The sequence below is a fragment of the Pedococcus soli genome, assembly GCF_054782575.1.
In genome coordinates, this window is record NZ_BAAGSF010000005.1 from 369,660 (window position 1) to 391,011 (window position 21,352).

The 21,352-nt window shown below is 67.7% G+C and carries 22 protein-coding genes; 16 read left to right on the forward strand and 6 right to left on the reverse strand.

The window, feature by feature from the left end; translation table 11 throughout:
* Positions 1–217: 217 nt before the first annotated feature.
* Positions 218–820: a CinA family protein gene (locus ACYVKF_RS14840; protein ID WP_460967414.1), complete on the forward strand. Its 603-nt coding sequence runs from the start codon at positions 218–220 to the stop codon at positions 818–820.
* Positions 821–1,001: 181 nt separating this feature from the next.
* Here the strand turns inward: ACYVKF_RS14840 and ACYVKF_RS14845 are convergent, their stop codons facing one another.
* The 3 genes from ACYVKF_RS14845 to ACYVKF_RS14855 are packed head-to-tail and all read right to left on the reverse strand — an operon-like array spanning position 1,002 to position 2,733.
* A complete protein-coding gene (locus ACYVKF_RS14845) occupies positions 1,002–1,583 on the reverse strand; it encodes a DUF3618 domain-containing protein (protein WP_056917576.1) in 582 nt (193 codons plus the stop codon).
* On the reverse strand, positions 1,580–1,999 hold the full coding sequence (locus ACYVKF_RS14850) for a phage holin family protein (RefSeq protein WP_056917575.1): 420 nt from the start codon (positions 1,997–1,999) through the stop codon (positions 1,580–1,582). Before ACYVKF_RS14850 ends, ACYVKF_RS14845 begins: the two co-directional genes overlap by 4 nt.
* Positions 1,996–2,733 (reverse strand): hypothetical protein, encoded by a 738-nt coding sequence (locus ACYVKF_RS14855; RefSeq protein WP_460967417.1) that lies wholly within the window; start codon positions 2,731–2,733, stop codon positions 1,996–1,998. The genes ACYVKF_RS14850 and ACYVKF_RS14855 overlap by 4 nt, the downstream gene beginning before the upstream one ends.
* A gap of 403 nt (positions 2,734–3,136) precedes the next feature.
* Here ACYVKF_RS14855 and ACYVKF_RS14860 point away from each other — a divergent pair, with 403 nt between their 5' ends.
* The 4 genes from ACYVKF_RS14860 to ACYVKF_RS14875 all read left to right on the forward strand — a co-directional run bounded on the left by ACYVKF_RS14860 (position 3,137) and on the right by ACYVKF_RS14875 (position 7,528).
* Positions 3,137–4,000, forward strand: coding sequence for an SDR family oxidoreductase (locus tag ACYVKF_RS14860; protein WP_460967418.1), 864 nt, complete (start codon positions 3,137–3,139; stop codon positions 3,998–4,000).
* A gap of 244 nt (positions 4,001–4,244) precedes the next feature.
* Positions 4,245–5,048: a sigma-70 family RNA polymerase sigma factor gene (locus ACYVKF_RS14865; protein WP_460967420.1), complete on the forward strand. Its 804-nt coding sequence runs from the start codon at positions 4,245–4,247 to the stop codon at positions 5,046–5,048.
* 351 nt (positions 5,049–5,399) lie between these two features.
* Entirely contained in the window at positions 5,400–6,227 is an 828-nt protein-coding gene (locus ACYVKF_RS14870) for a DUF72 domain-containing protein (protein WP_460967422.1), read from the forward strand.
* Positions 6,228–6,457: 230 nt separating this feature from the next.
* The gene (locus ACYVKF_RS14875) at positions 6,458–7,528 is read left to right on the forward strand and encodes a YihY/virulence factor BrkB family protein (protein ID WP_460967424.1); all 1,071 of its coding nucleotides are present in this window, start codon (positions 6,458–6,460) and stop codon (positions 7,526–7,528) included.
* A 390-nt stretch (positions 7,529–7,918) separates the two neighbouring features.
* On the opposite strand, the gene ACYVKF_RS14880 is transcribed toward ACYVKF_RS14875, so the two are convergent.
* A complete protein-coding gene (locus ACYVKF_RS14880) occupies positions 7,919–8,284 on the reverse strand; it encodes a DUF2795 domain-containing protein (RefSeq protein WP_460967426.1) in 366 nt (121 codons plus the stop codon).
* A gap of 268 nt (positions 8,285–8,552) precedes the next feature.
* On the opposite strand from ACYVKF_RS14880, the gene ACYVKF_RS14885 reads away from it, so the two are divergent.
* From ACYVKF_RS14885 to ACYVKF_RS14930, 10 genes are all read left to right on the forward strand, one after another.
* Positions 8,553–8,822: a DUF7218 family protein gene (locus tag ACYVKF_RS14885; protein WP_056917568.1), complete on the forward strand. Its 270-nt coding sequence runs from the start codon at positions 8,553–8,555 to the stop codon at positions 8,820–8,822.
* Between the two features lie 342 nt (positions 8,823–9,164).
* Complete coding sequence (locus ACYVKF_RS14890; RefSeq protein WP_460967428.1) at positions 9,165–9,656, forward strand: ANTAR domain-containing protein; 492 nt, start codon at positions 9,165–9,167, stop codon at positions 9,654–9,656.
* A gap of 624 nt (positions 9,657–10,280) precedes the next feature.
* On the forward strand, positions 10,281–10,820 hold the full coding sequence (locus ACYVKF_RS14895; protein WP_460967430.1) for an ABC transporter substrate-binding protein: 540 nt from the start codon (positions 10,281–10,283) through the stop codon (positions 10,818–10,820).
* A gap of 101 nt (positions 10,821–10,921) precedes the next feature.
* On the forward strand, positions 10,922–11,350 hold the full coding sequence (locus tag ACYVKF_RS14900; protein WP_460967432.1) for a hypothetical protein: 429 nt from the start codon (positions 10,922–10,924) through the stop codon (positions 11,348–11,350).
* Between the two features lie 524 nt (positions 11,351–11,874).
* Positions 11,875–12,963, forward strand: coding sequence for a sigma-70 family RNA polymerase sigma factor (locus ACYVKF_RS14905; RefSeq protein WP_460967434.1), 1,089 nt, complete (start codon positions 11,875–11,877; stop codon positions 12,961–12,963).
* Complete coding sequence (locus ACYVKF_RS14910; protein ID WP_056917564.1) at positions 12,960–13,853, forward strand: STAS domain-containing protein; 894 nt, start codon at positions 12,960–12,962, stop codon at positions 13,851–13,853. The genes ACYVKF_RS14905 and ACYVKF_RS14910 overlap by 4 nt, the downstream gene beginning before the upstream one ends.
* Positions 13,850–14,230: an STAS domain-containing protein gene (locus ACYVKF_RS14915; RefSeq protein ID WP_460967436.1), complete on the forward strand. Its 381-nt coding sequence runs from the start codon at positions 13,850–13,852 to the stop codon at positions 14,228–14,230. The genes ACYVKF_RS14910 and ACYVKF_RS14915 overlap by 4 nt, the downstream gene beginning before the upstream one ends.
* Positions 14,227–14,538, forward strand: a complete 312-nt coding sequence (locus ACYVKF_RS14920) for a phosphatase RsbU N-terminal domain-containing protein (protein ID WP_460967438.1) — start codon at positions 14,227–14,229, stop codon at positions 14,536–14,538. The genes ACYVKF_RS14915 and ACYVKF_RS14920 overlap by 4 nt, the downstream gene beginning before the upstream one ends.
* Before the next feature lie 203 nt (positions 14,539–14,741).
* The gene (locus ACYVKF_RS14925; RefSeq protein WP_460967440.1) at positions 14,742–15,389 is read left to right on the forward strand and encodes a PAS and ANTAR domain-containing protein; all 648 of its coding nucleotides are present in this window, start codon (positions 14,742–14,744) and stop codon (positions 15,387–15,389) included.
* 682 nt (positions 15,390–16,071) lie between these two features.
* Positions 16,072–17,616, forward strand: a complete 1,545-nt coding sequence (locus tag ACYVKF_RS14930; protein WP_460967441.1) for a phospholipase D family protein — start codon at positions 16,072–16,074, stop codon at positions 17,614–17,616.
* A gap of 245 nt (positions 17,617–17,861) precedes the next feature.
* Here the strand turns inward: ACYVKF_RS14930 and ACYVKF_RS14935 are convergent, their stop codons facing one another.
* Complete coding sequence (locus ACYVKF_RS14935) at positions 17,862–18,815, reverse strand: cold-shock protein (RefSeq protein WP_460967443.1); 954 nt, start codon at positions 18,813–18,815, stop codon at positions 17,862–17,864.
* Between the two features lie 404 nt (positions 18,816–19,219).
* Here ACYVKF_RS14935 and ACYVKF_RS14940 point away from each other — a divergent pair, with 404 nt between their 5' ends.
* On the forward strand, positions 19,220–20,383 hold the full coding sequence (locus ACYVKF_RS14940; RefSeq protein WP_460967444.1) for an FG-GAP-like repeat-containing protein: 1,164 nt from the start codon (positions 19,220–19,222) through the stop codon (positions 20,381–20,383).
* A 260-nt stretch (positions 20,384–20,643) separates the two neighbouring features.
* On the opposite strand, the gene ACYVKF_RS14945 is transcribed toward ACYVKF_RS14940, so the two are convergent.
* Positions 20,644–21,270, reverse strand: a complete 627-nt coding sequence (locus tag ACYVKF_RS14945) for a peptidase associated/transthyretin-like domain-containing protein (RefSeq protein ID WP_460967445.1) — start codon at positions 21,268–21,270, stop codon at positions 20,644–20,646.
* Positions 21,271–21,352: the final 82 nt, after the last annotated feature.

Consider the following 21,352-nt stretch of genomic DNA (forward strand, 5'->3'; position numbering starts at 1 on the left):
GCGAACAGGCGGAGGGCCGGGACTGTGGCAACGGGGGGCCCGGGCTCGGCCCGTCACGCCCACCCGGGACCCGGACAGGTGAGTCCGCCGTGCTCGGGGGAGCCGTGCGCGTCGGTGGCTGCGCCAAGGCGGACCCACACCGCCTTCGAGATCGGTTGCTGCCGACCCGCAGGTCCCTACCTCCATGCCTGTGGGCGCTGGGCCAACGGAGGTGCGCATGACCGACAGCCTGTCCCGACTTGAGCTACTCGCGGCACTGCTGCAGGAACGCGGTCGGACGGTCGCAGTGGCGGAATCCCTTACCTCCGGCGCCATCGCCTCGGAACTGGGCCGTGGTCCTGAGGCTGCTTCCTGGTTCCTCGGGGGCATCGTTGCCTACGCCTCCCGCACGAAGTTCGACATCCTGGGCGTCTCGCCGGGCCCGGTGGTCAGCCCGACCGCCGCCTGCTCCATGGCGGCCTCAGCAGCGGAACTCTTCGGCTCGGATCTCACTCTGGCTGCCACGGGAGTGGGGGGACCCGGGCCCCGAAGTGGGGTGGCAGCCGGAACGACCTGGCTTGCCGTCCGACGCCGGGACCACGTCGAGACACACGTGTTTCACTTCAGCGGGCTCCCTGAGCGGGTGATCGGCCAGACGGTCGACGAAGCTGTACGACTGCTGATCCGGGCCTGCCGCGGACCACGGGACCCCGACCGTAGCCGCACCGAGCCCGGCTCACTGACAGATCGTCCAACGGAACCTCGGCCAGTGTCGGCTCCCGTCGCGGCCGACCTCGCTACGACCCCGACCTGGTCCACAGACGGCCAGTCGGCCGGCTGAGAAGCTTCGCTCCATGATGAGGGGGCCCAGGTCGACCTGGGCCCCCTCAAGGCCACGTTCACCCCGCCCGGCAACAGTTCCGACTGCGAAGTCGGGATGCCGTGCACGAGACGCTGTGCTGCTCGTACCGCATCCTCCTTTGCGACTGAAACCATCGACGTCGAGGAACGGGCGCTGCGTTCTACTCCTGGGTTGAGCGCACCGTGTCGGCGGACGACTGGGCCTGGGCCTTGACGTCGTCGGCGGTGGCCTTCCCTTCCTCGGTCACCGTGCCGGCGGCATCCGTGGCCGCGGTCTTCACGCTCGCGGCTGCCTGCTGGGCTGGCTCCTTGAGCTCCTGGGCGGTGTCCTGCGCCACGGACTTCGCCTCCTCGATGAGCGGCTCGGCCTTGTCCTTGAGCGCCACCGCGGCCTGCTTCTCCTTCTCCGAGGCCGGCAGCATCGAGCCGACGAGCCATCCTGCGCCGAGGGCGATCAGCCCTGCGGCGAGGGGGTTGCCCTCAGTCTTGCGCCGCGCCTTGTCGGCTGCCGCGCCAGGGGCCCGACCGACGCTCGAGGCGGCGTCGGAACCGCTGCCCCGGACGTCGTCGGCGGCACCCATCACGCGCTCCTTGACGGAGGTGGCCACGCCAGCGACCTTGTCGGCCTGTCGGCGGGCGACGTTGGAGGGGCTCACGGTCTCGGTGAGTGCGTTCACGTCATTGCTGAGCCGACCGCGGGTGTCCTCGATCTCCCTGCGGATCTGGTCTGGGTTGTTCGTCATGCGTGGTCCTCGTTCCCTTTGAGCGCGTCGGGGATCTCCCGGGCAGTCTTGGTTGTCTGTGGAATTCCCTTGACCTGCTTGATCTCTCCTCGTCCTCGTGCAGCCAGAACTGCAGCGATGACAGCCCACACGCCTGCCACGACGAGGGCTGACCACCCACGTCCGATGTGGTTGCCCAGTCCCCACCATGCGGCGACGGACAGGAAGAGCAGGACGAAGTGACCGGCGACACCGGCTCCGGCGAGCATCCCGGCGCCCTTGCCCGCCTTGGTGGCGGACTCGCGCATCTCGACCTTGGCCAGCTCCATCTCCTGGCGCACCAGGGTTGACAGGTCGCGACTGATGTCCGCGAACAGCTCGCCGACGTTGCTCAGCGAGCGGGCCTGGGGGTCGTCGAGCTGGTCGGGGTGGCTCATCGGGGCGACTCGCCGGTGCTGACGGGCGCGCTGTAGGCGGAGAACCCGGCAGTGCTGTGGTCGACAACCGGTGCGACCGGAGCCGCGGCCGGCGCCGTGGTCGTGGCTGCATCGGTGGTCCCGCTAGCGTCCTGGTCCTGGTGGTCTGCCACGAGTCCACGGCTCAGGCGTCCCCCCACCAGGCCAACCAGGGCCGCGGTCGCGAGGAAGGTGCCCGGACGCTGGCGGGCGAACTGCTTCACCTCGGAGACCAGCGAACCAGGATCGCGCTGGTCCAACCACGCCGCCGCATCGCCCATCCGCTGTGACGCCTTGTGGGCAAGGTCGCTGGCGACGCCCTGCTGCTCGGAGCCACGGGCCATGCCCGACAGCTCCTCGCTCAGGGAACGCAGGCCCTCGGCGACCCGGGTCTGCTGCTGGGCACTCTGGTCCATCAGCTGCGTGCGCGTCTGCTGCCAGAGTTCCTTGGCCTGCTGGCTGGTCTCCTGGGCGACGTTCTTCACCTCGTCCCTGCCAACCTGTGCCACGTGCGCCGCACCGTCCTTGACCTGCTCGCCGGTGGCCTTCGCCTCCTCCTTGGCGACGTCCTTGGTGCCGGCCGCGTCGTTCGTACTCGTGGCGCCGACCTCATCCGAGAAGGCACGGTCCTCGCGCCCGTGGGTCACCTCGACGGTGCCCAGTTCACGCGTGTTGTCGTAGTCGTCCCTACTGGTCGTTCCGTACATCTCACTCATGTCTCGTCCAGTCCTGTTGAAGGGGGTGGCACGCCGTTCGGTGCTGGGCGCCTTCTCCCTATCTACCCCCGGCCTGCCGCCCCAAACCATTTGTGAGCCCCTGACCTGCGCAGATGTGCTGAGCGGCTCGCGCACCGCTGCCCACGCAGTGTGGCGATGGCACGTTCTGAGCGGGGTCTCGCGTAGGACGACCGTGGTCAGCCTCGAGGGAACTGCGGCCAGCGCGTAGGCCCGATCAGCGTCCGCCGTCGATCGGCGAGCCACGGGTCGTGGGACGTTGCGCGTGCCCCCATCAAGGTCGAACGCGAACCGCTCACTTGTCGCGTGCCGCTGAGTCAAGGGACACGCGACAACAGCCGACCCAGGTATGCATGCCCCGGACTGAACGGGGTATGGCTCGCTCATGGACACACGAGCAGATCTCTCGAACATTGCTGGACAACGACAGGACTGGCCAGGCGCCGTTGGTGACCTCGACCCCCGACCGGACCACGGCGAAGAGTCGTATGTGGGCCGCGGCAGGCTGGCGGGCAAACGCGCGGTGATCACGGGCGGAGACTCGGGGATCGGGAGAGCGTGTGCCGTCGCCTTCGCCAAGGAGGGTGCCGATCTCGTGCTGGCCCACCTCCCTGAGGAGCAGGCCGACGCTGACGAAACAATCGCCTTCGCGCGGTCCGTGGGTAGGCAGGCGCACTCCGTCCCCGGCGACCTGCGCACCTGGGAGGCGAACAAGGACCTTGCCGACCGCGCCGTTGAGTTGCTGGGCGGGCTGGATGTCCTCGTCTGCAACGCGGCCTACCAGATGACACATGACGAGCTCAGCGACTTCTCGCCAGAGCAGATTCGTCGAACGTTCGAGACCAACGTCTTCTCACCGTTCTGGCTGACCGAGGCTCTGGCCCCACAGCTGAGTGGTGGCGGGTGCGTGGTCGTGACGACGTCGGTTCAGGCATATTCGCCCTCGCAGCATCTCTTGGACTACGCCGCGACCAAGGCCGCTTTGAACAACCTGGTCGTCAATCTCGCACAGGAGTTGGGCCCTCAAGGGGTTCGCGTGAATGCCGTCGCGCCCGGTCCGATCTGGACGCCGCTCATCCCGGCAACCATGCCGGCCGAGAAGGTCCACGGCTTCGGCTCGGACACGCCGCTGGGTCGTGCCGGCCATCCGGTTGAGGTCGCCTCCGCCTTCGTCTTCCTTGCCTCGGACGAAGCGAGCTTCGTCTCCGGTTCTGTTCTGGGCGTCACTGGCGGGAAACCCGTGTTCTGAAGCCTTCTTCTACCCCCGTCCACCTCCAGAGTCGTCCCCAGACGGGGTGCAGTCGAAGGTCGTCGGGCAATGTCAGATGTCCGCTCACCAGTTGACGCCTTGCGTCGGTCTGGCGCACCGCGCCAGATCGACGCGCGCGGGGCGCACACAGGTTGCGCGGTCCGATATGGGGTGCTTGTCTTTGGGGAACGCATGGTCCAACAGCGGCGCCGGTGCATCCCACGAGCACGAAGGGCGCCCGCCTATGGACCCGTTGACCACACAGTCTCACCCCTTTCCTCGAGGCGCTGGCCGAGACACTGACCTCCGGCGAGCGGAGTCGCTGCTCGAAGCCGCGCTCGTGTGCCAGGACGCGAGAGAGGCCGGCCGCCTCAGGCACGATGCCGTCCTGCTGTGCCTCGACCTGGCCGACTCCTGTGCACGGCGCTACGTGCAGCGAGGTGTCGAGCTGGAGGACCTGTCGCAGGTCGCCCATGCGGCTCTCGTCAAGGCGGCCATCCGGTACGTCAGCGGTAAGGGCTCCGGCTTCGCCGCGTACGCCCGCGCGACCATCCAGGGGGAGATCAAGCACTACTTTCGTGACTGTTGCTGGGCGGTGCGACCCCCGAGGAGCCTGCAGGAAGGCCGTGAGCCGATGCTCGCCGCTCAGGAGCGGTTGCGCCAGGAGTTGTGCCGCGAGCCCACGGCCGCTGAGCTCGCGACCTCGCTGGGTTGGAGCACCGAGGAGGTCGACCAGGTCATGGCCTGCCGCAGTGCCTTCCGGGCCGCGTCGCTGGACCATGACCTTCGTGCTCCGTCCGGATGGGTGGACTCCCTGCTGGCCCGGGACCAGTCCGCCACCGTGGACGACCATGTGGTCCTGTCGACGAGTCTGCAGAAGCTGAGCGACCGGGATCGGCGGATCGTCCACCTTCGGTTTGTCGAGGAGATGACCCAGTCGGCGATCGGCGAGGAGCTCGGCGTGAGCCAGATGCAGGTGTCACGCCACCTCACCCGCATCGTGGCCCTGCTGCGTCACGACTTGGAGGTGTTCGTCGCGGTCGCCTGAGGCCGAAGCACCTCGCCCTGCCTCTCCTCAGCGCCCACGTGTTTCTGCGAGTCACCAGCGGGTAGAAGATTGCTCGTCCATGCGGTGCATTTCGATGGCATCGCATGGAGTGCCTGGCGCGGCCGGGCCGACCGGTCCGTACCACCCCGCGAAAGGATCCCCCGATGGTGATTCCCCAGCTCGCCGGTCCGCTCACCGGAACCCATCCGAGCCCCCCGCCCTGGCCGGACCCCGTCGCGCCGACGCCCCGCCCAAACCCGGACCGCGGCGCGCTCAGGTGAGCCCACTTGACCGCACGCGACGAGGTCAGCCCGACGAGCAGGTTCAGCCCTGAGGCGCGACACCGGGCGCGTGCGGGTCGGCACCTCGGGCTGGCGGTACGTGAGCTGGCGTGGCGACTTCTACCCCGCGGGGTTGAGGCAGCGCGAGGAGCTCTCCTACCTCAGCCGGCTCGTCACCAGTGTCGAAGTGAACGGCTCGTTCTACTCCCTGCAACGCCCTGAGCGGTACCGAAGCTGGGCCGCCGTGGCCCCGCCGCACTTCCAGTTCGCCGTCAAGGGCGGCCGGTACATCACCCATCTCCGCCGGCTCCAAGGTGTCGAGACCGCGCTGGCGAACCACTGGGCCTCGGGAGTCCTCGCCCTGGGACCGGCTCTGGGGCCCACGCTGTGGCAGCTGCCGGCGCGGTCCGCCTTCGACGAGGACCGTCTCGACCGCTTTCTCTCCCTCTTGCCGCGTACCGCAGGCGAGGCAGCCGAACTGGCTCACCAGCACGACGACAAGGTCGCCGAGGGCCGGGCCCAGACTCACCTGGAGGCTGGTGTGGACCCGGCCTCACCGCTGCGTCATGCGCTGGAACCCCGGCACCAGAGCTTCGACGACCCCCGGGCGCGCGCACTCCTGGACAGTCACGGCGTGGCGCTGGTCGAGTCGGACAGCGCGGGCACCTGGCCCAGGTTCGCGGCGCTCACCACGGACCACGCGTACGTCAGGCTGCACGGGGAGGACAGGCTGTACGGGGGCGGCTACGCGGCGAAGACACTGGACGCGTGGGCAGGACGTATCCGGGGCTGGAGCGCCGAGGGGATCGACTCCTACGTGTACTTCGACAACGACATCGACGGCCGGGCTCCGCACGACGCAGTGTCACTGCTCGATCGCCTGGCCGACATCCTCTGACTCCACCACAGCACGAAAGGGGAGCGGGTGGCGGACCGAGCGGCCACCCGGCACGCGCGATCGGGCTGGCGGTAGCGGCGGCCCCCGACCCCCGTCCCCACCTGCTCAACCGCTCAGTCTCGTCGGGGCCTGGCGAGTCCCGGGAACGCGCAGAGGTCATGCGCCGATGCGCGGATACCGGTCGGGTCCAAAGGCGGTTGAAGTCGTCCTCGCCGGGGCACAGGACGGACATGCCAGCAACGACGCACACCGACACCTCACCCGGCACCCCCGCAGGCGACGCGCCAGAGGGGCAGCCGGACTCCCCGACAGACGTCTCGAAGGAGTCATGGCAGTTCATCGCCCGCAAGACCTTGAGGGAGTTCAGCAGGGACCAGTGCACGGACCTCGCGGCGGCCCTGACCTACTACGCCGTGCTGGCGCTCTTCCCGGCGATGATCGCGCTCCTCTCGCTCGTGGGCCTCGTCGGGCAGGGCCGCACGACGGTCGACACGCTGCTGAGCATCTTGCGTGACCTGGGTGCCGGCTCTGCCGTCACGACGCTGGGCCCCACGCTGCAGTCCCTTGCAGACCGTGGGGGAGCCGCGGGCCTCGCGTTCGTCGTCGGCCTCGCCGCCTCCCTCTGGTCCGCGTCGGGCTACGTCGGCGCCTTCGGCAGGGCCATGAACCGTATGTACGAGGTGGAGGAGGGCCGCCCGTTCTGGAAGCTGCGGCCGGTGATGCTCGTGGTGACCCTCGTCGCCCTCGTCCTCGTGGCGCTGGTCGCCGTCGCCCTTGTGCTCACAGGTCCTGCGGCCAAGGCCGTGGGCGACGCGATCGGTGTGGGGTCCACCGCGCTGCTCATCTGGAACATCGCCAAGTGGCCAGTCGTCCTCGTCGTGGTGGCGCTCGTGGTTGCGCTGCTCTACTACGCAACGCCCAACGTCGAGCAGCCGCGGTTCCGGTGGCTCAGCGTGGGGGCGTTGGTGGCCATCGTCGTGTGGGTGCTGGCCTCCCTCGCATTCGGCCTCTACGTCTCGACCTTCGCCAGCTACGACAAGACGTATGGTGCCCTCGCGGGGGTCGTGGTCTTCCTGCTGTGGTTGTGGATCACCAATCTCGCACTCCTCTTCGGCGCGGAGCTGGACAGCGAGCTCGAACGTGGCCGTGAGCTCCAGTCGGGGATCCGGGCGGAGCGCACGCTGCAGCTGCCACCCCGGGACACGCGCACCAGCGACAAGGCGCGGGCCAAGGAAGAGCGGGATGTTGAGCGCGGGAGGCGGCTGCGGGTGACCAGAGGCCACACGGACCCCGAGGCGTGATGTTCAACCCGGACGGGCGGAGTGCCGGGCCTCCAGCGGGGGGATGCTGCGCTCGGCCCTCGACGCCCGCCCGGGGCCCCGAAGGGCGTTTCCCAGCCTATGTCGGCACGTTGTGAACGGCGTGAACCGATTCCAGGGCCCACGCGGCAACTTGGTCCCCAACCGCCGAGACGGTGATCGGGGGCGGCGACGCCGTCACCTCAGCCGCGCAGTGAGCACGCCACGCGGCGAGCATGACCGACGCCCAGACTGGTGCCGCAGCCGTCGCCGATCTGGCGCGGAGACACGGTCGGGGCGTGGTGCCACCACGTGTCGGCCTGGCTGTTTTCGTCCGACTTCCTGGTCATCGTCACCGGCCGATGAACGCCGTTGATGCCTCAGCGTCAAGCCTCACGCTGGATCGGTGTCGACGGCTGTTGGACGGTACGCGTCAAGCCAATCCAGAAGTTCTTCCAACGTGTCGAACCTGCGTTGGCGCGGGAGGACCGAGAGGTACCAGACCAAGCGGCTGGGGGCGTGCTGTCGCAGCAGCAGGGCTGCCAGGTCATCATGCGTGGCTGGGAAGCACCGGGGCGCCAGATGTGCCGCGAGCTCGCTACCCCAAGCCTGGGACTGCGCCTGATTTGTCGCTGTCACGAAGTACACACCTTTCGATATCGTCAGAACTTCTTGGTGTGACTCTTGCCCCGTCAGTGACCATCCCAAACCACGGACGGCCGGATTTGGGGACGCAGCGGCGATGACACGTTCCGGCACCTGCTGACCCCTCTCGGGAGGCGGTGGGCTGCGTCCACGTGACCCACCTCAGCCCTTCACCCGCGGCCCTTGGACGCTGTTGCACGACGACCCCGGGACGCCTACTTTGTCGACAAGCGCCAGATCCCGCCGGCAGGGGAGAGGAACGTGCGGAACATCAACCGGCCTCCTCGACAGCCCTTCAGGGCCAGCTGTGCTAACGCTCTCAGCCCGCGCTGAGGTAGCAGACGGGCATGGCTGTTTCGGTGTCGAAGAAGGAGATGAGTTCATGCCGAAGAAGAGCCCAGGGCCAAGTGTGAAGGACCCAGAGGTGTATGAGGCATTGCGCGACGAGGGGTCTTCGAAGGAGAAGGCCGCACGCATCGCCAACGCGGCCGCAGCCTCATCTCGAACGTCCGTCGGACGCAAGGGTGGGAAGGCCGACGACTACGACGAGCGGACGGTCGCTCAACTCCGTAAACGGGCCAGCGAGCTCGGGATCGAGGGCCGCAGTTCGATGAACAAGGCCGAGCTGGTGCACGCCCTGCGCAACCGGTGACCCGTCAACCCCCTCTGGCTGTGCCGCGAACGGGGGGAGTGGCCAGCAACCGAGGGGGCGCGGGGGACGTGCGCCTCTGGTCACGCTCCGGTTGTAGGGATGCCTCCCGCCTCGAGGCCTGCGATGGCATGCTGGTGCCGGTTCAGTAACACCGGTCGTCCGACCCCCTCTGTGGGCACGTCGCGTAGGAGGCGTTGCATGCCGTCAGGTCCCCCGAGCGAGGCCGTGTGGCCTTTCGAGTACGACGTACCGGCCAAGCGTTGGGGGTGGGCCCCGGGGCTTCGTGACCTGCATGGTCTCCGGCCTGAAGAGTCCCCCACCACGCAGGTCATGCTGGCGCGCATGCTGTTGCAGGACCGAAATCTGATGCGCAAGCGGTTGAACGAGCACCTCGCGGCGCCCGGGACCTTTTCGTACACCTATCAGTTGCGGGACGGACGTGGACGGGTCCGCCGCATCAGGTACGTGGGCCAGAGCGAGGCGGTTGCCGGAGAGGTCAACCGGCTGCACGGGTTCGTCATCGACATCACCGACCTGCTGGCCGAGACTGCGGCGGATGCTGTGGCTGGCGCGGTGGAGCACCGCGCCAGCATCGAGCAGGCCAAGGGCGCCATCATGCTCAGCTTCGGGATCAACGGCGAGGCCGCCTTCGACCTGCTCCGTGGCTACTCCACGCGCTCCAACATCAAGCTGGCCTCTGTCGCCGAACACATCGTTGATGGGCTGTCAGACCCTTCGTACTCCAGGGACGACCCGGTACGCGGGCTGCTGGACATCTTGCTGGCTTTGGAACAGCCCGCGGCCGGCGCCGCAATTCTCCGACACCAGATCTGATGGCCCGGTTGCCCGCGCCTCGTCGGGTGTGCTCTGAGAGTTTGCTCCCCCTGCGGGCGACCGTCCACCAAAGGCAACGGTCGCCCCGAACCTCGTCGGACAGCCGGGATCTTTCACCGTGGACTGCCTTCCCCTGATGAGGTCCTTTGCCGAGGATACGCCGCTCTGACCTGCGGCGATAGGCATAGGGAGGCGGTTGGCACGCGGTGCGCGCAGCGGCTCGTCCAGGGCTTGATGGTCGTCGCAAGGCTCTTGGGCGTGCCTCCTGCGGCCGTAGGGCGCTGTGGACGAGTCACCGCGTCACGTGAGGGGGGCATCGGCGTCCGCACGGCGGCCGTCTGCGTGCAACACGTCGGCGCGCCCCAGGTCTGATCCGTGTGTGACAGCTCTTGGCCACGATCCAACGCGCTCCGGACGCGCCTCCGAGTTCCTCCTCGCCGCGTTCGGGCAGCTACAGGCGCAAACACGAGCGAACCGTCGCACCATCGCCGCGTCATGTCGACGGGGTGACGGGGTCTTCATGGGTGTGACGGGAGAGTGCAGGACCGACCCGGTCCGCCGTCAGCCGTCAGCAGCAACTCGATCCGCAAAGGGGCCCAGCCGGCCCCGCCCAAGGAGAAGCTCATGATGAAGACCAAGCTCATCGGAACCGGAACAGCCATCCTCATCGCAGGCGCCGTGGGGCTCGTCCCCTCAGCCACCTCGGCGAGCGCGGCCTCGGCCCGCGCGACGGTGGCCCCGGCGGCGCAACCCGCAGCCACCACGCTGCCCGTGACGGGAACGCTGCCAGACGGCACCGCCTTCGTCGGCAGCCTGAGCAACCTGACGACCTCGGTCGTCAACGGAGTGGTCCAGCTCTCGGGCACCATCAGCGGCACCGGCCTGCCGACGGGTGGAACGACCTTCACGGCCCCCGTGCAGAACCTCGCCGCGCCCAACGGATGCAGCATCCTCAACCTGGACCTCGGCCCCCTCCACCTCGACGTGCTCGGGCTCGTCATCGACCTCGCGCCAGTCGTCCTCGACGTCACCGCCGTGCCGGGGGCGGGCAACCTCCTCGGCAACCTGCTGTGCGCCGTCGCCGGGCTGTTCGACGGCCCCGGCAACGCGCTGGGCGGTGTCGCGGCCCTGCTCAACCGCCTTCTCACGGGCCTGGGTCTCTGACCCCAGGCCCCTTTCCTACCCCGCGGTGGCGCTCCACCCCTCATTCCGGAGTGCCACCGCGGCCCCACCGCCATCATCCCGTCAACCGTCAGGAGCCCCTGATGACCGTGATCGCCTTCAAGCCGAGAGCTCGATCCAGTTCGTCCGAGCGGCATCCATGCGACACCACCCCGATCGTCGGTCGCTTCCGCTCACCGCGGGGACGAGTGGGGACGATGGTGGGCAGCCTTCGTCTCACCCGTCTGGTCATCGCGCCTCGGGGCGCATTCGTCTATGGCATCTTCACCGGGGAGCTCCGCGAGCCGGACGGCACCCTGATCGGCGTGGACACCCGACGTGCCACCGTGCCCGCAGAACTCGTGCGTGACGAACAGGGTCTTCGCCCCGTCGTCCGTGGATTGAAGCTCGAACTCATGGGTATGACCATCGACGTGGATGCCTTCGTCATCGATCCCTGCCTGGCCTTTCCCCGCGGTCAGGGTTCCCGCCGCGGCAGGCCGGCAGCAGCAAGGGATGTGGGCCGTCGGTGATCGCTCTCGCCCTCATGACGCCCCTCCTCGCCCTGGGTCTCATGCATCTGCTGCACAAGGTGGAGCTCTGGACGCTGCACGGGGAGCCTGGCCTCAAGGCACGACGGCCGTGACCGCAACCACCACGTCAGACCAACCTGACGCTCCTCCCCAGCTACGTCGGAAGGAGGTCGCCAGTGTCCTGCCCCGATGGTGACCATGGGGATGTGCATGAAGACCCAGCCGGACCCGGCTCGGTGGACGCCGTTCCCGTCCCCCTTCCCCGAGACCCGCCCCTACCGCCCGGGTATGTCGACCCGCTCGCGGACAGCACGCTGCTGGCTGAGATGGCTCCCGTCAGGGGCCTCGACACCCAGGCCTCGGGCGCCGAGATCGATGACGCCAAAGGCGACCCTGATAGTTCCTGAACCGGGTCACGGGTGCAGCACCGGCAGAAGCCCTACCTTGCTGTCCACTGCCTCGCGCTACGACAAAGCCGCACGTCAGAGAGCTGGCACGCCCTCCTCCGGCGTAGGGTCGGCCTCGTGACGACGGCCAGGATGGCGGACCAGCCTCCGGAGCCGGGAGGGGCGGAGGACGTCGCCGCTCTGATCCCGATGCTGCGCCGCATCGTCGCGGCTCGCGTCGGACAGCATCCGTCGGCCGAGGACCTCGTGCAGGAAACCCTTGTGCGGGTCCTGGCCGCTGAGGACCGGATCGAACCCGGCATGATCGAGCCGTACGCGATCGCGACCGTCCGCAACGTCATGGCGACGATGTGGCGCACCGACGACCGTGAGGTGCGCAATCGCCACAGGGTGTTTGATCCCACCCAGCCGGACGACGTCGAGAACGTGCTGGTTGCCTCGGAGGAGCAGCTCGCCATCAACGAGGCCCTGCGCAGGCTCACCGACCGCGAGAGACAGGTGCTGCTCGCACACGAGGTCCGCGGCGCCGCCACGCAGGTGCTGGCTGACGAAGCGGGTAGCACGGCCGGCGCTGTTGCCGCCCAGCTCAAGAGGACACGCGCGCGGCTCCGAGTCGAGTACCTCTTGGCGCTCGACCACATCGAGCCACCCACCGACAGGTGCAGGCCTGTCCTGCTGGCTCTGTCGAGTGCTGACCGGCGTCGCCAACGTGAGGTGGACGCTGCCCGGCACCTGCTGGAGTGCGATGTGTGCGCCCGGCTCAGCGAACCGCTGCTGGACCGTGGACCGGTCCGGGACGACGTGCTCCGCGTGCCCATCGGAGCCGACCCTGACATCGTGTCCGCCCGGCGAGCAGCACGAGACCTGGCCGCGCAGGCCGGGTTCACCGGGACCGACCTCACCATGCTGGCCACCGCTGTCTCCGAGGTCGCCCGCAACATCGTCCGGTTCGCCGACAACGGCGACGTCACGATCGAGCTCCTGGAGCGGCCACGACGCGGGATCCGGGTGGTCGCCAGGGACATGGGGCCGGGCATCGCGGACGTCGAGGCGGCGCTCCAAGACGGCTACAGCACCTACAGCGGGCTCGGGTTGGGACTGCCCGGCGCCCGACGACTCATGGACGAGTTCAACCTTGTCTCGGAAGCCGGTCACGGAACGACTGTCAGCATGACCAAGTGGTTCGACCCGAAGGGATCCGCATGAACACCAACGAAACCGAGATGGACACGGAACCAGGCTCCTCGTTGTCCGGAAACCATCTCCTGCCGCAGCTCGTGGCTCACCTGAGGGAGCACCGGGCCAAGCTGCGCGACGAATGGGCTTCGCGGATCCGTGACGCCCACCTGCTCGAGGCGATGACCCCACAGGAGATGGTCGCCGAGACCACGTCGGTCTACGACAACTACGTCGAAGTGCTGGAGACCGGGAGCGTCGAGGCACTGCAGCACTACGCACGTGACCTCTCAGAACGCATCATCCCCCGAGGCGTGGAAACCCATGAGGTCGTCGGCATCGTTCTCCTTCTGCGCGACGTCCTCGCACGCTCGCTGTTCGAGAAGTACCAACGAGACTTCGGGCTCCTGAACCAGATCCTCGATGCCTACGAGCCCGCCGCGAACCGCATAGCGAACACCGTCGCCGTGAGCTTCGTCGACGAGCGCGAGCGAGTCATCCGTCAGCAGCAGGACGCCATCCGTGAGCTGTCCACGCCTGTCCTACCCGTGCGCGAGAGACTTCTCATCCTGCCCATCATCGGCGTCCTGGACAGCGAGCGCGCCAAGCAGCTCACCGAGCAGCTGCTGAGCGGCATACGGACCCATCGCGCCAAGGTGGTCGTCATCGACATCACTGGTGCTCCGGACGTCGATGAAACGGTCGCCAACCACCTCGTCCAGACCGTGGACGCGTCGCGCCTGATGGGGGCCAGCGTCATCATCACCGGCCTGTCACCCACCATCGCCCAGACCCTCGTCACCATCGGCGTGGACCTGAGCAAGATGAACACCATCGGCGACCTCCAAGGGGGTCTCGAGGAGGCAGAGCGCCTCCTTGGCTACTCCGTGACCCGTAAGGAGGTGAGTGAAGGCTCGTGAACTCAGGACCGGCGCTCGTCTCCATCCTGCGACAAGGCGACACCCTTGTGGCGTCGGTTCACACTGCCCTCGACGACTCCGAGATGATCCGGTTCCAGAACGACCTCGTGAGGCAGATCGGCGAGGTCCGGGCGCGGGGGATCATCATCGACGTCGCCGCCCTCGACGTGATCGACAGCTTCGGTTCCCGAACCCTGCGCTCGATCGCCGACATCGCCAGGCTGCGGGGCGCGACCACCGTCATCGTGGGCATCCAGCCCGAGGTCGCCTTCGCGATGGTGCGCCTGGGCATGGACATGGGGCAGGTGCCGACCGCCTTGGACCTGGAGGAAGGCCTCGCCTACCTCGCTCGACTGCGGGGGGTGGGCGCTTCGTGACCAGGCTGGAGGACCTGCTCCGCGACTACCGGGCTGCATTCCTGCGCTACCTACCCCAGCGGAGTGAAGCAGCGCTGGCTCTTGGCTACCAGCTGGGGCGCAACGCGATCGACGACAGGGTGAGCCTCCTGAACCTTGTCGGAGTCCATCACCGAGTGTTGGCCGAAGTGCTCGCCGGTGCGCCGGAGCAGGACATCCCGTCGATCACGGCGGCGGCGAGCGACTTCCTCGTCGAGGTCCTGTCGACCTTCGACATGGCCCATCGAAGCGTGCACGACCGCCCAACGGCCTTCCCGAGGGACGAATGAGACCAGCGCGGCGGCGCTCTCCGACTGCCTTTTGGTCGCAGGTCAACCACGTGCTGGGACTGCTCAGGGGGAACAAGGTGCAGAGGTCAACGGATCGACAACAGACGCTGTTGTTGGCGCGGAGGTTGTCATATCCTGATCGCGGTCAAGGAGTGGCCTTCTCGCTTGGGAGATCCTTTTGGATCGTCACGTAGGAGGTGACTGTGGATCTGCAGACCATGCAGAGCGATCGGCAGACGCTGGCCTTCGAGTACCAGGCCGACAGCGGTCGATGGTCCTGGTCGCAGGGCCTTCGCGACCTGCACGGACTTCTTGACGGTGAACATCCCACGACACAAGTGCTGCTGAACAAGATGGTCGCCGAGGACCGGCCGCTGATGCTGGCGCGATTCCAGCACCACCTCGAGAACGAGGGGCCGTACTCCTGCGTCTACCGGATGACTGATCCGATCGCTGAAACGCGACGCCTCGTGTTCGTCGGTCAGAGCGAGGCAGTCGCCGGTACCGTGAAGCGGCTCACCGGGTTTGTCGTGGACATCACTGAACCTGTGCGCGAGGGCGCAAGACAGGCGGTGAAGGCTTCTTCCAAGCACCGCGCCGCGATGGAGCAGGCCAAGGGTGCCCTGATGATCACATTTGGTGTTGACGACGAGATCGCCTTCGAGCTCTTGAAGGCGTACTCGAGCCTCAACAACATCAAACTCGCATCGGTGGCTGAGCAGATCGTTGTGGGACTGGCGGACCCGTCCTTCAGCCGAGACGAGCCCGTCCGGTGCCTGCTCGACATCGTGACTGCGCTCAGCGGCCCAACGGGACCCGCGGGCGCGGGGGCCCTGCTCCACGACCGGTGAGGCGAGCGACCAGGCGGATCGGTGCGAACTCTACGTCCATCCGGGTGCAGGCTGGGGGAACGGCGGGTCTTGGACGTGGCCCCTCACGGCGGTTGCTTGCGGGTCCGCGCGAGTGCATCGGGAACCGGCTGGGCGACGCGCCGATAGGAGGGGTCATCCAAGCCGCACCTCGATTCGTCAATCGCTGGCCTGACCGCGTGTGTCCACACGTGGCGCGGGATCCCACTGGTGACCGCAGGAGAGGCACCGAGCTACATGATGGGTTCTGGCGGGGCGTGCGTCGTCTCTGACCCGAGGAACGGTGACGATCGTCCACTTCGGCGATGCGCACCTGGGGCAGGTCTCTGAAGCTCGGACCATGACTTGATGGTCACACGCCGGATGTCGCAAGCCAAGACGGTGCGCCGGTCTGTGGGCCCGGGCCAGGACGGTGCCGCGTTCGCTGAGCGATCCCAGGTCCGTCCTGCGTCCCACCAGCGCCGCGCTCTACAGCAAGCGCCCGACGAGGAAGCCTTCTGCCAACCAGTAAGCGGCCACCCGTTGTCTGGCTGAACCGGCGGATCGCTGCCCACGGCCCACTTCAAGGTTGCCCGACACCACGTGACCGGCGGACGGGCTCGCTGACCCGTCTGGCATGACGTATGGCCTTTCGCCGGGCCGTGATCACCGCTATGCATGGCACGTGACAGCGGCACAGTGGTTCCTCGATGGTGCAGGGCGCGGCAACGTTGAGACTTCCCTCGACCGACGGCACTCGGACGGCAAGGCTTGGACCGAGGGCAACACAGTCGTCCCGCTCGTGCACGGTGTCGCCTACTACGCGGAGCTGCACCGTGGCGTATCCAACATGCGTGACGGCGACCTGCTGCTCTTCGTCGACTGGCGCGGCGACCCCGACGAACAACTGCTGGGCGAGCCTGGCAGCGAGATCGCTCGTGTGTTGAGCCGTGCGGCTGAGCGTGGAGTGGACGTGCGCGGGCTGATGTGGCGGTCTCATCTGGACCGGCTGCAGTTCTCCGCCACCGAGAACCGTCACATGGGCGAGGACATCAACGCGGCAGGCGGCGAGTGCGAGCTCGACATGCGCGTCCGCCCCGGCGGCTCACACCACCAGAAGTTCGTGGTGCTTCGGCACCCCGGTCGCCCCGAGCTCGACGTGGCCTTCGTGGGCGGGATCGATCTCTGCCACAGCCGCCGGGACGATCGTGACCACCACGGTGACCCCCAGACCCAACCGATGGCGAAGGTCTACGGGAAGCGGCCGCCGTGGCACGACATCCAGCTGATGGTGAAGGGCCCAGCCGTCGGTGACGTTGAGACGGTGTTCCGCGAGCGTTGGGACGACCCGCGGCCCCTGACCCGAGATCCGTTGCGGCTGCTCGGCGACCGGCTGCGCAAGGACGAACCGAGGCGGCTCCGACCGCTGCCCCCACAGCTGCCGGATCCCGAGCCGGTCGGCGAGATGCCGTTGCAACTGCTGCGGACCTATCCGAACCGTCTCCCGGGGTACCGCTTCGCACCGAAGGGCGAGCGGAGCGTCGCGCGCGGCTACACGAAGGCGATCCGACGCGCCCGGCGGCTGATCTATCTCGAGGACCAGTACATGTGGTCGCGGCACGTCGCGGAGACCTTCGCGCAGGCGCTGCGCGACAACGACGAGCTGAGGCTCATAGCTGTCTTGCCGCACCACCCGGACCAGGACGGGTACCTAAGCCAGCCGCCGAACTTGATTGGTCGAGAACGTGCGGTCGACATCCTGCGGCAGGCGGGTGGTGACCGGGTCGCCTTCTACGGTCTGGAGAACCACGCCGGAGTACCCGTCTATGTGCACGCCAAGGTGTGCATCATCGATGACACCTGGGCCACCGTCGGGTCGGACAACTTCAACCGCCGGTCATGGACCCACGACTCCGAGGTGTCGGTCGCGGTGCTCGACGAAGGCTACGCCCGAGGGCTGCGCACGACCTTGGCAAACGAGCACCTCGACCAAGCGGAGGGTGGCGAGGTCGAGCTGTCAACCATGTTCGAGGCCTTCGCCGAGTCGGCGCGGCGGCTCCAGCAGTGGCACGGTGTCGGGCGGGTGGGCGAGCGCCCGCCGGGCCGACTGCGTCCCCTGGCGGAGCCTCGTCTGTCGCCTTGGACGCGGATCTGGGCCACGCCGATGTACCGCACGCTCTACGACCCGGATGGAAGGTCCGCCATTCAGCGAATGACCCGCCGTTACTGAGCGTCCTGCGCACGAGGAGGAGGAACGCAACAACAGGCCCGTGGTGGCCGCCGCCGGATCCCCTTCTGCGGTACCTCGGGCAAGGGCCGTTCGGCCTCTGCCGGTCCACTTCCAACGGGAGGCCATGCTGCCCTGTGACCCCAAGTGACACAACGGATACATGGCCGGCACCTCCGTGCTCCTCGCGAGGGATGTCCGGCGCGTCCGACGGTTTCTGGAAGAGCGCGCGCGAGATGCCTTTCTGCTCAGATCAGTTCGACGCGATCGGCCTGTGGTCCTCGGTCGCTCTGACGCACCTGGTAGCGGACCCGATCGCCCTCGTGCAACGCCTCGGCGCCCCTGACGACCGACACGTGCACGAACAGGTCCGCGCCACCGGCGTCCGGGGCGATGAACCCGAACCCCCGGTCCGCGTCGTAGCGTGCAACCACGCCCTCGCCGCCGCGCACCGGTGCGTCGGTTGGCTCCCGGTGTCCCGACCGAGCGCGGGTCGGCGACGTCGAGGGTGCGCCCCTCGATGTCGAGCTGCGCGCGAGGCGCACGTCGCGAGCCTGCGGGCCCTTGTCGCTCACGACCACGTCGTACGTCACCCTGTCGCCCTCGTCCAGCTCTGCCAGTCCGTGGGCCAGTTCGCGGACGTGGACGAAGACATCGGAGCCGCCCGACTCGGGGGTGATGAACCCGAAGCCCTTGTCCACGTCGTACCAGGAAACCGTGCCGTCTGCCCCGTCGGAGGACTGGGCCTGCTGGGCGGCCTGGGCTGCCTGAGCTCCCAGGGGGAGCAGAGGGTCAGCCTGCAGTCCCCTCTCCCCGTCGACGACGAGGAACGCCACCCGTTGTCCCTCGCGGACGACGCCGCCCCCCACGATGGCCGAGCTGTGCACGAACACCTCGCCGTCACCGTCGTCGGGAGTCACGAAGCCGTACCCCTTGGCGGGCTCGTACCAGGAGACGGTGCCGAGCACGCCCAGCGGCGTATCCGCGGCCTGGTCGGCCGTGACCCGGACGCGGCGCGCCTGCGGTCCGCGGTCCCCTTCGCCGATCTCGAACTCGACCACCTGCCCCTCGCGGAGCAGCTTCATCGCGTCGTTGCTGATGATTTCGGACGCATGCACGTACAGGTCCTCTGCCTCCGGCCCGAGGGCGATGAAGCCGAACCCTCGGTCGGCATCGAACCAGCGAACGGTTCCCTCGGTCACGGTGGGCTCCTTGTCAAAGCTTCGGTCGGTGTTCCCCCCAGTCTCCCTGACGGCACGGGACGAGTGGAAACGCGTGTCAGGCTCGCTCGGCTTCCACTTGTGGTCGTAGCTCACGACCCCGTCGCCGCGACCCAACCGTCAGCGGTGAGAACGAGCCGTGAGTCCACGAGGGGAGCGCCGCCATCGCGTAGAGATAGGTGTTCCTCATCCACGCGTCGGCCGCAAACGACCCGCGTTCGTGACAACTGTCATTGCTGGGCGGCAGGTGGTGCCCCAAGATTCCTTCAGCCGGAACGGTCTGGCGTGATTTGGGGGCAGTCATGTCGGGTGGCGCGCAGAACGAACATGGGTCTCACCGTCCTGTCACAGGTCGAGGTGGTCGGCGGTCCGCTCTTGTCCTGGGTGTGCTCATCGCAGTCACCGTTCCTGCCCTCAGTGCCGGGTCGGCTTCTGCCGTCGACGGGAATCGGACCGTCAGCGGCACTGCAGTGGGAAATGCCAGTCTCGCCGGACTGGCGCCCAACGTGACCGTTCCCCCGATCATGCACAGCCCCACCATCGTGCCGGGGGAGGAGATGGTGACCGTACGGTGGTTGGCGCCCTACAGCGGAGACACACCGACCACCGGGTTCGTCGTCACCGTCGTCCAGCCCGAGAAGACCGTCACGGTCGGTGCGTCCGCACGATCGGTCACGATCACCGGCTTGACGGACATGCAGTCGTACACGATCGCGGTGCAAGCCAACAGCGACATAGGGCTCGGGCCGAAGGTGTCGCAGACTGTCATCCCACGAGCGCACGGGCAGCGAATCATCGCCACGGGTAGCTGGGACGACACGTGCTCAGACCTGGTCACTGTGAGCTCCGCCGGAGTGGTTGCACTTCACCGGGGCAACTGCCGAGGCGGATTCACGGGCAGCACGGCAATCATCGGTAGAAACCTTCAGGACGAGCGCATCCTGCTTCCCCACTACGGACCCGTTCCCCAGAACGAGATCCGCACCTTCTGGAGCGTCAACTACGACGGCACGTTTCGCGAGCATCTCGCCACGGGCGTCCATCAGTGGAACCTCAACTATGAGTACGCGCTGTCGCGCGGGTGGACCCGAATGTCCAAGGTGTTCTCTTCCGACGATTGGTCGGGCGATGGTGAACCGGACGTCATGGGCGTCAAAGCCACTGGCGAGCTGTACTACTACCGGCACACCAATCAGGACACCCTCGCCGGCGGTGTGCGTCTTGGCAGCGGTTGGGGCGGCTACCGCCAGCTGCTCGGGGCTGGCGACCAGAATGGCGACCACCACCCCGACATTCTGGGTCTACGCACCGACGGCACCATCTGGTTGTTCCCTGGCAACGGCCATGGAGGGTTTGCCCACCGTGGATACAAGATCGGCAGCGGGTTCAGCAACGCTCTCACCATCCTCAGCACCGATTGGAACGACGACGGAGCCGCAGACCTCCTCACGGTCGACCGTCGTGGCTACCTACGCTGGTATGCCGGCAACGCCCGCGCGCAATTCACCTCCCGGGGCGTCGTCGGTGGCGGGTGGGGCGGATACCTGTAGACACACAACGGTGCCCCGCCGGGTTCGCGAGGGCTGTTGGGGGACCGGTGCCAGCCTCGGGACCTGCTGGACAATCGGCCCTGAGCGCTGTGGCGACCCTTGTGCTCCATACGAGCAGACCGCCGGCAGGCCAATCGGGCCGGGTCGCTCGTCGTCAGATCATCGAGGTGCGCACTCCGCTCCTGCGGGCAATTGCGTGGAAGGCTCGCTCGTTGACAGTGACGAGTCGGTCACAGCCTGCTCGTGCCGACCTCAGTGCGCTACGGCTTCACGGTCACTGTGACGGGAGCCGGGACGGGCACCTGGTCGGCTACGCCCCACGTGGTTGCTGCATACCGGCCCGGGGGTAGGCCCGGCATGGAGCCGTTGGGCAGGCAGGAAGCGAAACCCTGGTCACCCCGGGGTGAACACTCGCTGTAGGTCGCGGCAACCGTGACCGGGTAAGTCGTATCGCCCTTGGGGATCGTGATCGGTTTGGCGCAGTCCAACCATGAGGGACCGGGCGTGTAGCCGTTCCCGGTCAGGAGCACTCTGTAGATGGGCCCGCACCCGACCAGGTGGATCTCCTGCCCGGTGTTGTTGGTCAGGATGATCTGGGCCGTCACCGACTCGCCGGTGCGGATCGTGGTGGTGGGCAGGATCAGGCGAGCCGTGAGCGACCCGGCGGGCGGGGCCGCAGCGGTTCTCATCTGGCAGAAGACCGTCACACTCGCGAGGTCGGTTCGGCTGACCGTGACCGGGTCAGTGGCGCGGCACGTGGACTTCCCGTCGCCGTATCGCGGGCTGGTGCCGGTGACCGTGTACGTCCCTGGCTTGACGGCGGTCGTGAACGTGCCGTCGCTCCCAGTTTTGGTGGTGGTGGTCTCGCCGGTGGCTGACTCGAACACGATCACGCCAGGCAAGCCGAACTGCCCAGTACCTACCGGTCCTCCGCTGGAGCGCAGGACGCCTGTGACCGTTGCCGCCGAT

Coding starts and splice junctions, on each gene's coding strand:
- ACYVKF_RS14840 (WP_460967414.1), top strand. CDS start 218: ATGACCGACAGCCTGTCCCGACTTGAGCTACTCGCGGCACTGCTGCAG.
- ACYVKF_RS14845 (WP_056917576.1), bottom strand. CDS start 1,583: ATGACGAACAACCCAGACCAGATCCGCAGGGAGATCGAGGACACCCGC.
- ACYVKF_RS14850 (WP_056917575.1), bottom strand. CDS start 1,999: ATGAGCCACCCCGACCAGCTCGACGACCCCCAGGCCCGCTCGCTGAGC.
- ACYVKF_RS14855 (WP_460967417.1), bottom strand. CDS start 2,733: ATGAGTGAGATGTACGGAACGACCAGTAGGGACGACTACGACAACACG.
- ACYVKF_RS14860 (WP_460967418.1), top strand. CDS start 3,137: ATGGACACACGAGCAGATCTCTCGAACATTGCTGGACAACGACAGGAC.
- ACYVKF_RS14865 (WP_460967420.1), top strand. CDS start 4,245: ATGGACCCGTTGACCACACAGTCTCACCCCTTTCCTCGAGGCGCTGGC.
- ACYVKF_RS14875 (WP_460967424.1), top strand. CDS start 6,458: ATGCCAGCAACGACGCACACCGACACCTCACCCGGCACCCCCGCAGGC.
- ACYVKF_RS14885 (WP_056917568.1), top strand. CDS start 8,553: ATGCCGAAGAAGAGCCCAGGGCCAAGTGTGAAGGACCCAGAGGTGTAT.
- ACYVKF_RS14890 (WP_460967428.1), top strand. CDS start 9,165: ATGCTGTTGCAGGACCGAAATCTGATGCGCAAGCGGTTGAACGAGCAC.
- ACYVKF_RS14895 (WP_460967430.1), top strand. CDS start 10,281: ATGATGAAGACCAAGCTCATCGGAACCGGAACAGCCATCCTCATCGCA.
- ACYVKF_RS14900 (WP_460967432.1), top strand. CDS start 10,922: ATGACCGTGATCGCCTTCAAGCCGAGAGCTCGATCCAGTTCGTCCGAG.
- ACYVKF_RS14910 (WP_056917564.1), top strand. CDS start 12,960: ATGAACACCAACGAAACCGAGATGGACACGGAACCAGGCTCCTCGTTG.